Consider the following 14,665-nt stretch of genomic DNA (forward strand, 5'->3'; position numbering starts at 1 on the left):
GAAGAGTGGATGATATACTTGATATTCAGAATGTGAGTAAACAGTTCGGCCCCAGACAGGCGCTGAACCAGGTCTCCTTCAAGCTGGGCAGCGGCACCATCACCGGCCTTCTGGGAAGCAACGGCAGCGGCAAAAGCACACTCATGAAGCTGATCGCCGGACTCGCCTGGCCCGGATCGGGCCGGATCTCAGTCCTCGGGGTGCCCGTGGGCGTTGAGAGTAAGACGCTCGTCTCCTTCATGCCAGATGTGCCGGTCACGGAGTCATGGATGAACATTGGGGATGCGCTGAGATTTCAGCAGGATTTCTACCCGGATTTCGATCAGGCCAAGGCGCTGCGGATGCTGGATTTCATGAAGCTGCGTACAGCGGATAAGGTGCGGACGTTATCTAAAGGGATGAACGAACGCCTGCAGCTGACCTTAGCACTCTCCCGCCGGGCCAGATTATATATGCTGGATGAGCCGATTGGAGGCGTTGATCCGGTGGCACGGACCAAGATCCTGAATGCACTGATGGAGTTCTATGAGGAGGACAGCAGTATTCTGCTCTCTACCCATCTGGTGACGGATATTGAACGGATCTTTGATGAGGTGATTTTCCTGAAGGATGGGGAGATTGTGCTGCATCGTCCGGTGGAAGAACTGAGACAGGAGCACGGGAAGAGTGTAGATGAGCTGTTCAGAGAGGTGTTTGCCGAATGCTGAAGCTATTGAAATATGATCTTAAACGCCGAAAAGAACGCATTCTCGTCTTCATTGTAATTGCGTTACTCGCGCAGGCCGGGCTGTGGATCTCCAGTGCTAAGATAGACGCAGACTTGGCCTCCCTGAATCTGGTTATTTACAGTATACTGGCCATCGCAATGATATTTATAGCCGTTACCGGATATTTCCGTAATCTTAAATCCTATCAGCGGCGGCTTCTGCCGGTTACTGCGCTGCAGACGGTCCTGTCTCCCATGCTGCTGGCGCTGCTGCTGATTGGGGTGGTCATCCTCCTCGGCCTGGCCCACCTGGGGATCTACCGGCTTCTGTACACGATGGATTTCCTGCCCGGCAATCTGCTGCCGGTGGGCTTCAGAGCATTGCTTCAATCGGTCTGGTCCGCCGGATTTCTAATGATGATGGTGATGTTCTCTTTTACGGTGGCCTTGAGTCTGCGCATCAAAGGGAGAATCTGGATTGGCATAGCCCTTCTGGTCACGCTGGAGAATGTATTTGGTTATCTGGAGAAGTTTCTCTTCGACATCTATTTCAGCGGTCTGGATAATGCCTTTAACTTCAAGATATACCCTGGAAGGTTCCAGTCCGGCAGTGATTTCACTATACAGTATCTTCCATTCAATCAAGAGGCGCTGCTGTTTGAAGTGGCGGTGGTCTGCCTGATGATCTATGGAATGGTTGTGCTGGTGAGGAGACGAATCGAAGTATAAAGAGAAGTGTAGCAGAGGGATAATCCATCGTTCTTATTTCACGCAAGCAAGGCTCCTAATCAGCCTTGCTTGCGTTTGTATGCAATATTAGGGAGCGCTAAGGCTATAAGCCTTGCGCGCTTCTTCCGCTGGTCCAGAGCTCCAGCTCCCGCAGCAGCTGTTCTTCCTCGTCTTCCTGCAGGTCCAGTCTTACCCCATACTGGTATTGCCCCAGACCGAACATCCAGCCCCAGCGGACACTGCCTTCGTACTGTAGCTTCTCTTCCGCCAGCTGAAAATGAATAATCAGCTTCGTATCCCCTGCGGTGAAGCGTAGGTTCAGCGAGGTGCGGACCTTGCAGCCGGAGCGGCTAAGGTCAAGCAGGATACCCTCAGTCAATTTGCCCGCTCCCGGTCCCGAATTACTGGCGGGAATTTCAAGCCAGCAATCGATGGGCTGGTTCATTACATATCGGAATGGTTCTTTTCTGCTGGAGTCATCCATCATTTACCTCCGCGATTTTATTTGCTATTATATCGAAACGGCTACACTTGGACAATCTCCTAAAGTAGTATATTTAAAGATTAATATAGTATCTGTTATACCATACCTTTGCTCCAATACCCAGATAAAGAGGTGCATAAACTATGTATCAATATCAAAATGAGACGTTTCATGAGCATAATTTCGATTACGCGGCACTGCAGGACGGAGAAATAAACGGCTGTACCTTTGAGCGCTGCTCCTTCCGGGGAGCTTCTATGGAAGAGATGACCTCCAGCGGCTGCCGGTTTGTGGATTGCGATTTCACCGGTGCCCTGCTGAATGCTTCGCTGCACAAGGATGGCGCGTTCACCAACTGCAAGTTCACCGGAGCGAATCTGTTCGTGGCGAAGTTCGAGAACTGCAAGATGGTCGGATCGGATTTCGCCAATGCCCATATGGACGGAATTACACTGAGCGGAGGGGACTGGGCGTATACGAATCTGCGCCATCTGAATCTCAGCAGGCAGGATCTGCGGGAGATCCGGTTCACCGAGGCTGACATGCTGGGCTGCGATTTGCAAAAGGCGGATTTGCGCGGGGCGGATTTAAGCCGGGTCCAGCTTGCCCAGTGTAAGCTTGCAGGGGCTGATCTGCGTGATGCCAAGCTGGAAGGGATTGACCTGAAGAGTCTGGATCTCAAAGGAGTGCGGCTGGATGTGGAGCAGGCTGTGCTGCTGGCCCGCTCTATGGGAGCGAAGGTAGGGTAACGACTCAAGAAAAAACGGACGTGTGCCTGAAGCTGTATTATATTTCTGCCGGACTCTTCCGATAAAGAAATATCGACCCTTTTCGACATGTTGCTGCAAGATATCTTCAGTGGTCGGAATCATGAACAAGGTCATCGGAAGAGGAGAGTGTACATGTCATTAAGTCTTCGCACCTTATTTTCAACAGCATTTGCGGTCATTATCATTCTGCTGACGGCTATGCTCAGCTATGTGATCGGCAACCGTTCCACCACTTCCGTAGAAGTCGGTATCGGCAGCTCCCTGGCCGCAGAGGCCAATCAAATGTCCGAGAAGCTTGATCATTTCATGTGGTCACGTTCCGGTGAAATAGAAGTTTTGAGTAAGCTGAATGCTTTTCAAGAACCCGTGGGGCAGGTAGAAGTGGGCGGGTTACTGGATCAGCTGAAGAAGAGTCTGCCGGTATTCACCTGGGTGGGCTTTCTGGATAAGACAGGGAATGTAGTTGCTTCCACGGATCAGATCCTGCAGGGGACGAATATCAGCCAGCGGCCTGTCTTTCAGCAGGCGCTTAAGGGAACCTTCGTCGGGGATGTCCACGATGCGGTGCTGCTCTCTAAGCTGCTGCCTAACCCTACGGGGGAAGCCCTGCAATTTGTTGATGTGAGCGTGCCGGTCATGGACAAGCAAGGACAGACAAGCGGCGTGCTGGCGGCACATCTTAGCTGGGAGTGGTCACGCGAGGTCGAGGCCTCCATTGTGAATCCGCTCAAGGAACGGCTTAAGGGTGTGGAGGTGTTCGTGGTCAGCAAGAAGGATGACACCATTCTGCTGGGACCTGCAGCGCTCACCGGCAAAAGAATGACGGATGCGGTCCTGCAGCAGGCCCGCAGCGGCAATAGCTCCTACGTGATTGAACAGGAGCGGGGCCGTGACTCCTATTTAACGGGATACGCCTACGGCGACGGTTACATGAACTATCCGGGCCTTGGCTGGACGGTCATTATCCGTCAGCCCGCGGACATCGCTTTTGCCTCGGTCCATCAGCTTGAACGCTTCATCCTGATCAGCGGTCTGCTGACCGCTGCGGCCTTCGCACTGATCGGCTGGCTGCTGGCCGGATGGATCAGCCGACCGCTGAGGGATATTACCCGGACAGCCGACCTGCTCAGCTCCGGTGCCGATGTGGAGATCCCGAGCTCTACCCGGTTCAAGGATGTGGCGATTCTGTCGGCCTCCCTGAGGGGTCTGGTGAACAACCTGACCAAGACAGAGACCAAGCTGAGCTATATGTCGGATATGGCGCTGCATGATAAGCTTACCGGCTTGCCCAACCGGGCAGCGCTGGATGAGTTTCTGGCCCATGCGGTCAGTAAGGCCAAGCAGAAGCGGACAACACTAAGCTTTTTGTACATGGATCTGGATGGCTTCAAAAAAGTGAACGACACCTTCGGCCATGCGGTTGGAGATGCCCTGCTGCAAGAGGTAGCCTTCCGGCTGATGGATTGTACGCGGGACAATGAGATCGTTGCCCGGCTGGGCGGGGATGAATTCGTGATTATTCTGAATACCTCGGCGGGCAAACCGATGAGGGAAGCGGAGGTGGTGGCTTCGCGGATTATCAGCAAGATCAACCAGCCGATTCTGATCAAAGGCGAGGAACTTCGTGTAGGCTGCAGCGTAGGTGCTGCTGTATGGAGTCCGGATGGCGGCGATACGGTTGAGACGCTGCGGCTCGCGGACGAAGCCTTATATATCTCCAAGCGGAGCGGGAAGAACCGGATCACCTTCGAGGCGGCATCCTAGGATCAGGAATCAGAGGCAGACAGAAACAACAAACAACCTTTTATCGGCAGGATGGGAATGCTCCTCTTGTACCGGATAAAAGGTTGTTTGCGTTATCTCACTACACTCAGCGTAACCGCTTACGTGGATTAGACCATCTCTTTATCCACAGAAATCCTTCGTCGTCCCGGAAAAACTTAATGCCTATCCAGCTCAGCGGTGTCCAAATTTCCTTGAAATAATATGAAGGCATAGTAAATTAGTCCCTCCGATATAGTTAATTATTACTAGTTTAAGCCAGGATGGAAGATTTAACAATACTTTTATTACATATAAATCCCAAATTATGCGTTCGCCCAGTTTTTTTGGGACTACAGGCATATGATGTAGAGGAATCAAAGCTGGGCATGTGCGTAAGAGAGGAGGGCTTCAGATGAGTGGAGGTCTTAGAACGTCAACGGCGACCATACTGGTGTTGTTTATTTTGCTGATTATTATCCTTAGTGTATTTTAGCGGAAGGGAATATAGGGGGTTGTTGAAACAGTGCCGGGGCATCCGCTCCGGCGCTGTTTGCGTGCGTATAAGCTGCAGCTCACTTCCATATACATCATAACAGGGATAAGCACAGGCAGTTTGGCAGGACGGGGCATTTAATATAGTAGGAAAGGAAGTGATGCAATGACGAACTCCGAATTTATCGCCCGGATCGCTTCTTTCGCAGTAGCGGATATGCAGCGCACCCGTATCGCAGCTTCGCTGACGATTGCCCAGGCAGCGCTGGAATCCGGCTGGGGAACGAGCGGCTTGACGCTTAAGGCCAACAATCTGTTCGGCATCAAGGGCAGCGGGCCTGCGGGCAGCCTGGCGCTTCCGACAACGGAATACAGGAACGGCCAAGCTGTACAGGTGACTGCCCAGTTCCGTTCCTATAATAACTGGGGAGAATCTGTGACGGATCATTCCGCGCTGATTACCGGGGGAGTCTCCTGGAACCCCAAGCTGTACAGCAAGGCTATTGGAGTCGACGGCAAAACAGCCGCCCGCGAGATTGCTGCTGCAGGCTACGCTACGGACCCGGGTTATGCGTCCAAGCTGATTCAGATTATGGATTCATATAACCTGTATCAATATGACGAGCTGAAGGAGGATGAAGAGATGTCGGCTGAAGATAAACAAAAAATTGCGGCGCTGGAAACCGAGCTGCGGGAACTGAAGGAGCTGCTGGCAGGGCTGTCTGTCAGCAGAGATACACTCAAGGCCGGCGTTCAAGAGCAAGGCCAGGCCATTAAAGGTGTCGCGGAGCGGCTGACTGTCATTGAGGGCCGTACAGTAATGAATGTGCCGGCCTGGGCTGAGCCTGCGGTACAGGCAGCGTCTGCCGCCGGTCTGCTGGATACGCCGTCAGGAGGCAGCTATGATTTCTACCGGATACTGACAGTATTGAACCGCGCCGGTCTTCTGGTTACAAGCAAGGGGGGATAGCGGTTATGTACAATGATGCACTTAACAATGTACTAGCTTTTGCATCCGTATTGGCGGTATTCGTCATGGCGCTGGTCCAGCTCGTCAAGAACAGCGTGACCCTTCCGCGCAACGTGGTTCCTGCGGTGGGGCTGATCATCGGCCTGCTGGTAGGAGCGGCTGCGTATCCTTTTACAGATATGAATCTCATTCTTCGTCTATGGGCCGGAGGCTTAGCCGGATTATCGGCAACGGGACTGTTTGAACTGGCGTTCAATAAGCGGAGCGGGACTACCAAAGAAGAATAGGACAGCTGGAGCTGTAAGAGAGTATGTAATATAGGGAAAGAGAGCGGGTATATCATCCATGCGACTTGGAAGGATTGTGAATATATTAAATTAACAAGAAAGGAGGTGCTTGATATGGGAACTTATGTTGATGGAAGAACATCGCAGAATGCTAGTTTTGCTAACTCTATTGCAATACCTATCCTGGTAGTTGATACTCCACAGCTGTTCGGACAGATAGGATTAATTACAGATGGAGTGGGTACGAATCCACGTGTAATTCTGAAAGGAACGGTATCGGTCCAGCTACCCCTTGCACTGGTTGGCATCACTGTAACTATTGTTAGAGGAACACTGGCTACGGACCCGTTGGTGTATTCCGCCACTTCCACTTTCAATCTTAGTATTCTTGCGCCACAGGTGATCACCTTCTCTGCCGATGATTTCCTGCCGACGATTACTCCGCAGTTAACCTATACTGCGTTCATCAGTTCGAACCTTCTGGGTACAATCCGTGTAGGTCCGGAGAGCTTCGATGGAATCCTGGTATCCGATTAATCTGTAACATTATGCATCCTGCCTGGCCGCGAAGGCGGGCAGGATGCCCTTGTACATACGCCCCCAAATTATGTCCGTTTCGCCCAATCTGATAAGGCTACTTACTCATATGCTGTTCTGTAGTCAACATTATGAAGGAGGTAATCTCATGGGTGCAGATTGCGGATACGGTGGCAATGTAGGCGGCGTGAATACGTGTGGAGTAAGTCCTTGGACATCGACAGGCGCGATTCTGGTTCTTTATATCCTGCTCGTTATTATTCTGAGTGCTTGCTTCTACTAGGAGATCCAATCAGTCAGCGCGGTCCCGGTGGAGTCCCGGGACTGCGCTTTTTGTAGGCGCAGAAGAGGACAAGCTTTGCTCCCTGACAGTAAATTAAATTCGCCATGCCCGGAAGGGATGTGCGATAATAGAAGTCATTGTCTTCAGGGCAATCAGTACGGGTAGGGAAGAGGTTTATGATGGAAGAGAAGGAAAAGATATACGCCATCCTTAAGCGGATTGAATCGGATCAGCCGGTTAATCAGGAGGTAATGGAACTGGAAGCCGAGGCCTTCGCCGATATTATGGAGGAGCTTACCGACAGCCGGATGGTGGAGAATATTAAGATCTCCAGATCAGGCAGTGGTGCTGTGACGGTTACTACCGCGGGAATCAAATTGACCCGGCGCGGGCTTGATTTTATTTTATTGAAAGAGTCTGGCAGAATCTGAACAAATGAATAAAAATCATCACCCGGCACTCTAAGAGGCCGGGCTATTTTTTTGACTAGGGTCCCCGCTTGATTGTAAATACGGGAGGCCCCATGCCGGAGCCATAAGCAGTTTTACTTGGTTGTGATCTCTGACAACGCCTTGTCCATCTGTGTTTCATTCGACTGTACGGCTTCGCTGTCCACAGCATGGGCTCCGCGGAAGACATTCTTGGTGTTCTGATAAAAGTCAAAGGCAAACTTCTTAACGGCTTCACCGTCAGGGTGATTGCGCTCAACTACGGTGGCCTTAAACAGGTTCGTCAGCATGTATCCGGCGTCCTCGCTGTGCGCGAGATAATTCCCGGCGGTGTACTCCTCCACGATCTGGGATTCAAAATCCTTAAGCTCCACAGCCGACGGAGTATACGATTTCGCCAAAACCTCCGCAGCATCTGCCTTTTGCGTAGCCTCTGTATCAGTAGCGGCAATTTGTTGGATAGCAGATTCCCAGTTCATCGACCCCTTCCCGGCAGTCGGCTCAGCGACCGGCGCAGTGGTGGGCTGTGCTGCTGTCGGCTGTGCTGCCTCGGTGGGAGTCGGGGTGGCCTGATTTGCCGGAGCGTTGCAGCCTGCGGTCAGTCCAATAACACCGCCGAATACGATCACTAGGGCAAGGGATGACATCTTTTTGTACAAGGGCTTCTTCATAGCGGTTCCTCCTGAATCTATCTGATATCCATATACTATATATGTAACCTTGTCCGCGCGGATTGAATTTATTCGCTTGTAAGCTTCGTGCTGAAGCGCAGGAACAAGATAAGATCCCCGATGACGGCTCAGCGAACACCTCGATTAAAGTGTCAGCCCTGAAGGATACCCAGAACAAATCACTGACAGTGACGGTAGTCGAAAACCGCGGGCGGTATTCCGGAAATTCAGCCTCATGGAAGTTTGTGTTCAAGATCGACAAGGTCAAATGATGTAGAATAATGAATTGGATTCTGGTACAATCTATATATTAAGTTTGAAGGAGCGGAGTACATGGATAATGATCTGGTACAATTATTGCGGTCCGTTATTCGGGAAGAGTTAGTTCCTGTTAAGGCGGAATTAGGAACCGTCAACGAGCGTTTGGATCGAATAGAGACAGAGCAGCAGAACATGAAACAAGATCAGGAACAGATTAAACGTGCTGTGCTGGAAACAAACGACCGCCTCATCAACGTTGAGTCTTTATTGGAGAATCAGCACAGAATTATCGAACTTCTCTCAGCGCGCTCCATTGAGCAGGAAGCCAAGCTGAAGCGGATTATATAAGCAGAGCCGATCCGGTGCCCACAGGGCGTCGGATTTTTTAAAAAGATAAGAATTTATATGCTTCGCGCTATAATTATCCTTATCTTTCTCACTGAAACGGTACCGTCCTTTAAAAGGACGGCAATGCCGTTTCCACTTGAATAACCAAATAACAAAAATCGAGGCTCCCTTTCGGGAGCCTCTTTCATGGGAGAGGAGAAACCGGACGAAGAGCTTATGGGGAAACGTAAGCCTGCTCCGCGGTTGTCTACGACATTTTGTGATGTCGATAGTTACAGGATGACCCGGTTACGGGAGTTTTATACATTTGCTTGCGAATATTCTTCAGCTCCGCATTGTGACAAACTCGGACAATCTTTTTATTTCATGGAAAAATTGTGGTACTATAGGCTTGGACTTATGCCCTGTAATGGCATAACAATGTAGAGACATAAAAGCTAAAAAGCAGGTGGATAATCGGTGAGAGTCATATCGGGAAGTGCAAAAGGCAGGCCGCTTAAAAGTGTTCCAGGCAATGGCACACGGCCTACTACCGATAAAGTAAAGGAAGCGTTATTCAGTATGATCGGGCCTTATTTTGAAGGAGGTACGGTGCTTGATCTGTATGCCGGTACCGGAGGCCTGGGGATCGAAGCCCTGAGCAGAGGGATCGAAGCCGCAGTATTTGTGGATATGGAGCAGAAGGCGATTGATACGGTGCGCGCAAATCTGAAGGCGGCCCGGCTGGAGGCGCAGGCTGAGGTCTACCGCAATGATGCGGGAAGAGCGCTTGCGGCACTTCAGAAGCGGGGGAGAGCGTTTGATCTTGTTTTTCTGGACCCGCCTTACCGTATGAAGCATGGAGACGAGCTGATGGTTACGCTGGCGGACAAGCTGCTACTGAACCCGGATGCGGTGATCGTGCTGGAGCATGAATCGGGATATGCCTACCCGGAGGATATACGGGGGTTCGTGAGAACGAGGCAATCCGTCTATGGAGAGGTTACAATCTCGATCTACCGGTATGAAGCTGCTCTTCCAGAGGCTGCCGTAAGCAGCAAGGAGGTTAATGATGAGTCTGCAAATTAGAAAAGAGCGTGTCGCCATCTATCCGGGAACCTTTGATCCGGTTACGCTGGGACATATGGACATTATTCACCGGGCCGCCAAGCAGTTCGACCGGCTGATTGTGGCGGTGCTGAACAACCTGAGCAAGAATCCGCTGTTCTCCGTCGAGGAACGGACAGAGCTTCTGCGTCAGGCGACTGCGGATATACCGAATGTTGAGGTGGACAGCTTCCGTGATCTCCTGGTTAACTATGTGAGGCAAAAGGATGCCCAGGTTATTGTCCGGGGAATCCGGACTGTTACGGATTTTGAATATGAGCTGCAGAACGCTTCCATTAATCATAATCTTGACCCTGAAGCAGAAACTATATTTATGATGACCAATCCGAGATACTCCTATCTTAGCTCCAGTGTGGTGAAGGAGATTGCCCACTTCGGCGGGAAGGTCTCGGATTTTGTAACCCCTGAAGTGGAGCTGGCCATGAAGCAGAAGTTCAGCCGGATGGACGGCGGTTCGATGTAAGCAGCTTCACGGCAGCGGATAATGCCAGCAGCAGCATAACAAGTAGTGTCTGAAGTCCCAGGATCTGTGGGGCCAGAGTCCATATTCTCAGCGAAGTGCCTATTTGCGGCAGATCGGCTGGGGGTGAACCGGCAATAACCGGCAGCACCGCAGCTTGAAGATTGAGCAGCGGTGTCCACAGCAGGAGTGTGAACGCAAAGGCAAATAGTCCATGCAGCAGTCTGACTGCGGTGAACGGAAGGAAGCGGACATTCGCTGCCTTCAGCACAGTGAGTGCCTGGAGCTGAGCGCAAATACCGCTCCAGGCCAGTCCGGCGGATAGCAGTGCCGGGCCAAGTAGACCGCCTAAGATGAAGCCTTCATGATCTGTTGCGGCTGAGGTCATCGACCGGGCGCCGAGATGAATCTCTAGCAGACTTGCTGTAACCAGATTCGGCAGCCCCGGGAACAGCCTTGTAATAATACTTACGACAACTGCGAACATGATCATATACCCGCCTACAATCATCAGGTTCTGTACGGCGGAAGATACGGATTCACCGAGCACCTTGCCGAAGCCCCGTCCGTCCCTTGAACGGGCATCCGCTGCTGCCTGATGGATACGCCGGGGCAAGGATGCTTTTTTGGCGCGGGAGCGGCTGCTGGTATGTCTGGTGTCGCTTCCCTGCGGAATAGGAGAGACTATCTTGCGGGAGCTGCTGAAGCAGGCGGATAGCATACCTGTGGCTAAGCCTGACAGCCAGTGGATGGCAAGCAGGGCATACCCGGCGGCTGGACTGTGCAGGAAGGCTGTTCCGACTACAATAAGCAGCGTGACCGGGCTGGCATAATGCACGATAGCTGCCAGCCGTCCTGCCTCCTTGTCCGTAATAGCCCCTTGCTTATACAGCTGCATCACTCCGCCGGCTCCCGCCGGGAAGCCGGCGGTGAGGCCGAGTACAAGCGTCCAGCCGCCCGCCCCGGGAAGCCGGAACCACCGCTTCATCAGCGGCTCAAGCAGGACGCCGATACCGTGCACGAAGCCTGATGCGCTGAGCATCTCTGACAGGATCAGGAAGGGCAGCAGCGCCGGAAAGACCAGGGTCCACCAGAGCGAAAGGCCCGTAAGTGAAGCCTTGAAAGAGGCTTCGGGTGCTGCGACTATGGCTATAGCGAGCAGAATGGCGGCGGCTCCGGGTATAAATGGAGCTGAACCCGACAGGAAGTGTCTGAATCTAAAGTTTATCATTAGAGTTATCCCCTCTTCATAGCTTAGGACATGGGCAGATCTTGTTATCAATTTATGCAGGGGAGACAACCATCATGCCACAGCCGGACCGAAGCTCCAGGCTGCTGGTACCACATTCTAAGTGCCGGGCATCATGCCGCAGGAAAGAAGGGGAAGAGACTTGAGGCAGTATAAACGCCGGGTAGGCCTCCGCGCTTCAGCCTATTTATTTTCATTCGTGGTCATTCTCTATGTTGTGGTCTTTATGAACACGCCTTACATTGTATATCAGCCGGGAAGCGCCTCCGAGGTGGCACCGATGATCAGGGTTGAGAATGCCGATCCCCAGGAGCAGGGAACCTTCATGATGACCACGGTCTCTGCAAGCTATGCGAATGTGGCTCTTCTAATCGCTTCTGTGTTCAACTCTAATGCCGAGGTAGTATTGAAAGAGACCCGCCTGCAAGATAAGACGGAACAGGAATATGCGGCGGAGCAGGTATTCTATATGAATAGTTCCCAGTCTTATGCCGTGCAGGCAGCTTATCATGCTGCGGGTGTACCCTATGCGGATGTCGTGGATTATCTGTATGTGTTCTCCGTACCTGAGGCTGCGAATCAGGACCGGTTCAAGCCGGGAGATAAAATCATCAGTGTAGGCGGGCAAAAGGCAGCCGATCCAGCCGCTCTGTCTAAATTGCTGTCCGTTCACCAAATTGGAGATACCGTGGAGGTATTACTTCAGCGTGACGGCAAAGAGATCAAGGAGCAGGTCAAGCTGGTGGGAGTAAAAGATAAAGATGCTGCGGCTGCCCGGCCGGGCTTCGGAGTTGTTATTGGTGCGGTTCAAAAGGTGGAGCCCAAGGAGGAAGGTAAAGCCGTCAGTTTCGTGGATACTAACGTGGGCGGACCCTCTGCCGGACTGATGTTCACCATGGAAATCTACAACCGGCTTACGCCGGGCGATCTCACCAAGGGCCGGAAGGTAGCCGGCACGGGTACGATAGATGCGGAGGGGAACGTGGGGCCAATCGGCGGTGTGAAGCATAAGATTGTAGCGGCCGACCGCAAGGGTGCGGAGATCTTCTTTGTTCCGCTCAAGAATTATGACGAGGCCAAGGCCAAAGCGGAACAAATCGGTACAAAGATGAAATTGATTCCTGTCTCAACGCTACCCGATGCCCTGAAATACATGGAGGAGTTGCCAAACATCAGATCCTGACCGGCGGTTCGAGATAATCGCTGTACAGATCGCTGCGCAGCGGGTCGGCATAAGCTCCGGCGAACACAGCCGCCGCCTGGAGGTCCCGCTCCAGCATGGGATGGGTATAGCGGGCTGGACTTGTAATCACCGGAAGCGCCGCTGTCTGCTTCATCTGCTTCAGCAGCTCCCGGCCGCTCTCGCGGAAGCCGAGAACCCTTATGTAGCCGGGTCCCCGGGAGAGGATGGAGGGGGACAGCTCTGCTTTGCTGTGGTTCAGCAGGGTGTGGAGCAGGAGACGCTGGAGCCGGGTAAGGGTATACCGTCTGCTCTTGAGCTCCTGCAGCAGCCCGCTGACGGTGAACTTGTCCAGCTGTGGCAGGCTGCGGAGCAGCCGGTTCTCCAGGCCTTCGTTCATGTCTTGTACACTATGCAGCTCCGCAGCGGAGCGCGTGGAGAGCACATGGCGCAGCGGCCCCGCGAAGTCTTCGAGCAGCACCGGGCCCCGGCCTGCTGCGCGCTCCCGCTCCAGGATGGACAGGCTGTACTCCGGCATGTAAGCCGTCGGTGATCCGCCCTCCTGCAACAGCCTGCGTATGGCTGTTGCACTGGCAATGGCCGACCCGCCCTCCAGCGGGTCGTGGAAGCCCGCGCCGGTGCGCGGCACGGTCAAGGGCTTGATCGCGCTGCCGAGCCGCCTTAGCGCGATCAGGTAGTGCAAGCCGAGGCTGTTGTTGGGCTGCCGCAGCAGCGCCTCGGCTTCTTCAGGACTCCCGTTCCAACCGGGAGTCCCCTTCCAGGCCGCCGCCGCCGCTGCACTGTAGGCGGCGGGGAATCCCGCGCCCTCAGAGAGGCGCGCGCGGATCTCCTCCTTAAGCGCGCTGCTCTCTTCGGCCAGGAAGCCGGCCAGAGGCAGCAGCACGCCCAAAGTGCCTGCTTCGGAGCCGAAGCACAGGCTGTCGACGACGCCGGTCGCCTCCAGCAGGGATACCGCTCCGAAGGCGAACCATTCCGCCGGCTGGACGGCGTACGCCACCGGCAGCTCAATGACCAGGTCGGCGCCCATATGCAGCGCCATCTCGGTGCGGGCGCGCTTGCTGACCGCCGCCGGCTCGCCGCGCTGGGTGAACGGTCCGCTCATAATGACAACAGAGCGGTCCGCTCCCGATATTCTTTTGGCCTCGGTGAAATGATGGACATGCCCGTTATGTAAAGGGTTATATTCGGCTATAATACCTACAGTTGCCACAGTTGCTTCACGCCCCATTCTGGAATCTATAATGTATATCATAAATTGTCACGCCCCCTGAAACAATATAAAGGGAAAGTGGTTGACAAAGTCAGGTAATAATAGGTATAATAAATTTTGTTTGTTTGGAGTGATATCAATGAACATTCACTTTCGCAAATTAGCGAATGCCGACGAGCCTCTGGTCCTCCACGATGTTGTGGATGTCAGTGAGGTTGTCACAGGGCGCAAGGATATACTTGCTGTTGCACCACTCTCAGTAGACCTTAAAGCGCTGCCCGCGGGAACCGATAGTGTGAACGTGGTGGGAACACTGAGTGGAGAAGTGGACATGTTATGTTCAAGGTGTCTCACGGAGGTCAAGAGTAAGCTGAACATTCCTTTCGCTGAGACCTTCAAGTGGCTTAAACAGCCAATTCTTCCGGAAGATGATGATGAGAAACTCATTTACATCAAAGATGAGATTGTGGATCTTATCCCGTATGTGGAAGAAAATTTCGTACTGCACTTACCGGATTCGGTATTGTGCAAGGCAGACTGTCTTGGTCTTTGTCAGAAATGCGGACAGAACTTGAACGAAGGCACCTGCAGTTGCGACAACACAGTGATCGATCCAAGACTCGCTGCGTTGAAAGGATTCTTTACCAAGCAAGATGACTAAGCACAAATCCCAAGTCCACTTGGGTT

The 14,665-nt window shown here is 52.8% G+C and carries 19 protein-coding genes; 15 read left to right on the plus strand and 4 right to left on the minus strand.

All coding sequences use genetic code 11. The features are described 5' to 3' along the window. Positions 1 to 5: 5 nt before the first annotated feature. Positions 6 to 707 carry an ABC transporter ATP-binding protein gene (locus ACFSX3_RS11670; RefSeq protein ID WP_209985990.1) on the plus strand — a complete coding sequence of 234 codons (702 nt, stop codon included), beginning with the start codon at positions 6 to 8 and terminating at the stop codon, positions 705 to 707. Beyond that, the gene (locus tag ACFSX3_RS11675; RefSeq protein WP_209985993.1) at positions 701 to 1,435 is read left to right on the plus strand and encodes a hypothetical protein; all 735 of its coding nucleotides are present in this window, start codon (positions 701 to 703) and stop codon (positions 1,433 to 1,435) included. Before ACFSX3_RS11670 ends, ACFSX3_RS11675 begins: the two co-directional genes overlap by 7 nt. Before the next feature lie 103 nt (positions 1,436 to 1,538). Here the strand turns inward: ACFSX3_RS11675 and ACFSX3_RS11680 are convergent, their stop codons facing one another. Continuing rightward, a complete protein-coding gene (locus tag ACFSX3_RS11680; protein ID WP_235218399.1) occupies positions 1,539 to 1,814 on the minus strand; it encodes a PilZ domain-containing protein in 276 nt (91 codons plus the stop codon). A 248-nt stretch (positions 1,815 to 2,062) separates the two neighbouring features. On the opposite strand from ACFSX3_RS11680, the gene ACFSX3_RS11685 reads away from it, so the two are divergent. From ACFSX3_RS11685 to ACFSX3_RS11720, 8 genes are all read left to right on the plus strand, one after another. Then, positions 2,063 to 2,668 (plus strand): pentapeptide repeat-containing protein, encoded by a 606-nt coding sequence (locus ACFSX3_RS11685; RefSeq protein ID WP_209985996.1) that lies wholly within the window; start codon positions 2,063 to 2,065, stop codon positions 2,666 to 2,668. 153 nt (positions 2,669 to 2,821) lie between these two features. Continuing rightward, entirely contained in the window at positions 2,822 to 4,453 is a 1,632-nt protein-coding gene (locus tag ACFSX3_RS11690) for a diguanylate cyclase domain-containing protein (protein WP_209986016.1), read from the plus strand. A gap of 412 nt (positions 4,454 to 4,865) precedes the next feature. After that, positions 4,866 to 4,946, plus strand: a complete 81-nt coding sequence (locus tag ACFSX3_RS11695) for a YjcZ family sporulation protein (protein WP_245368211.1) — start codon at positions 4,866 to 4,868, stop codon at positions 4,944 to 4,946. 165 nt (positions 4,947 to 5,111) lie between these two features. Next, the gene (locus ACFSX3_RS11700; protein WP_209986019.1) at positions 5,112 to 5,915 is read left to right on the plus strand and encodes a glycoside hydrolase family 73 protein; all 804 of its coding nucleotides are present in this window, start codon (positions 5,112 to 5,114) and stop codon (positions 5,913 to 5,915) included. A gap of 5 nt (positions 5,916 to 5,920) precedes the next feature. Beyond that, complete coding sequence (locus ACFSX3_RS11705) at positions 5,921 to 6,202, plus strand: holin (RefSeq protein WP_209986021.1); 282 nt, start codon at positions 5,921 to 5,923, stop codon at positions 6,200 to 6,202. A gap of 114 nt (positions 6,203 to 6,316) precedes the next feature. Next, positions 6,317 to 6,739, plus strand: a complete 423-nt coding sequence (locus tag ACFSX3_RS11710; RefSeq protein ID WP_209986025.1) for a hypothetical protein — start codon at positions 6,317 to 6,319, stop codon at positions 6,737 to 6,739. Between the two features lie 148 nt (positions 6,740 to 6,887). Then, entirely contained in the window at positions 6,888 to 7,022 is a 135-nt protein-coding gene (locus ACFSX3_RS11715) for a YjcZ family sporulation protein (protein ID WP_209873522.1), read from the plus strand. A 176-nt stretch (positions 7,023 to 7,198) separates the two neighbouring features. Beyond that, positions 7,199 to 7,453, plus strand: a complete 255-nt coding sequence (locus tag ACFSX3_RS11720; protein ID WP_209986028.1) for a YjcQ family protein — start codon at positions 7,199 to 7,201, stop codon at positions 7,451 to 7,453. A gap of 113 nt (positions 7,454 to 7,566) precedes the next feature. Here the strand turns inward: ACFSX3_RS11720 and ACFSX3_RS11725 are convergent, their stop codons facing one another. Then, positions 7,567 to 8,142, minus strand: coding sequence for a hypothetical protein (locus ACFSX3_RS11725; RefSeq protein WP_209986030.1), 576 nt, complete (start codon positions 8,140 to 8,142; stop codon positions 7,567 to 7,569). A 333-nt stretch (positions 8,143 to 8,475) separates the two neighbouring features. Here ACFSX3_RS11725 and ACFSX3_RS11730 point away from each other — a divergent pair, with 333 nt between their 5' ends. From ACFSX3_RS11730 to coaD, 3 genes are all read left to right on the plus strand, one after another. Next, on the plus strand, positions 8,476 to 8,751 hold the full coding sequence (locus tag ACFSX3_RS11730; RefSeq protein ID WP_209986035.1) for a hypothetical protein: 276 nt from the start codon (positions 8,476 to 8,478) through the stop codon (positions 8,749 to 8,751). Positions 8,752 to 9,210: 459 nt separating this feature from the next. Further along, positions 9,211 to 9,819: a 16S rRNA (guanine(966)-N(2))-methyltransferase RsmD gene (rsmD, locus tag ACFSX3_RS11735; RefSeq protein ID WP_209986038.1), complete on the plus strand. Its 609-nt coding sequence runs from the start codon at positions 9,211 to 9,213 to the stop codon at positions 9,817 to 9,819. Further along, positions 9,803 to 10,321 (plus strand): pantetheine-phosphate adenylyltransferase, encoded by a 519-nt coding sequence (coaD, locus tag ACFSX3_RS11740; protein WP_209986041.1) that lies wholly within the window; start codon positions 9,803 to 9,805, stop codon positions 10,319 to 10,321. The genes rsmD and coaD overlap by 17 nt, the downstream gene beginning before the upstream one ends. On the opposite strand, the gene ACFSX3_RS11745 is transcribed toward coaD, so the two are convergent. Further along, a complete protein-coding gene (locus ACFSX3_RS11745; protein ID WP_209986044.1) occupies positions 10,293 to 11,549 on the minus strand; it encodes a nucleoside recognition domain-containing protein in 1,257 nt (418 codons plus the stop codon). The genes coaD and ACFSX3_RS11745 overlap by 29 nt on opposite strands. Positions 11,550 to 11,709: 160 nt before the next feature. On the opposite strand from ACFSX3_RS11745, the gene ACFSX3_RS11750 reads away from it, so the two are divergent. After that, positions 11,710 to 12,750: a YlbL family protein gene (locus tag ACFSX3_RS11750; protein ID WP_209986047.1), complete on the plus strand. Its 1,041-nt coding sequence runs from the start codon at positions 11,710 to 11,712 to the stop codon at positions 12,748 to 12,750. On the opposite strand, the gene ACFSX3_RS11755 is transcribed toward ACFSX3_RS11750, so the two are convergent. After that, entirely contained in the window at positions 12,740 to 13,978 is a 1,239-nt protein-coding gene (locus ACFSX3_RS11755; protein WP_209986415.1) for a nucleotidyltransferase, read from the minus strand. The genes ACFSX3_RS11750 and ACFSX3_RS11755 overlap by 11 nt on opposite strands. A 139-nt stretch (positions 13,979 to 14,117) precedes the next feature. Here ACFSX3_RS11755 and ACFSX3_RS11760 point away from each other — a divergent pair, with 139 nt between their 5' ends. Beyond that, positions 14,118 to 14,639, plus strand: a complete 522-nt coding sequence (locus ACFSX3_RS11760; RefSeq protein ID WP_209986051.1) for a YceD family protein — start codon at positions 14,118 to 14,120, stop codon at positions 14,637 to 14,639. Positions 14,640 to 14,665: the final 26 nt, after the last annotated feature.

The organism is Paenibacillus rhizoplanae, from assembly GCF_042684125.1.
Classification (GTDB): Bacteria; Bacillota; Bacilli; order Paenibacillales; family Paenibacillaceae; genus Paenibacillus_AQ; species Paenibacillus_AQ rhizoplanae.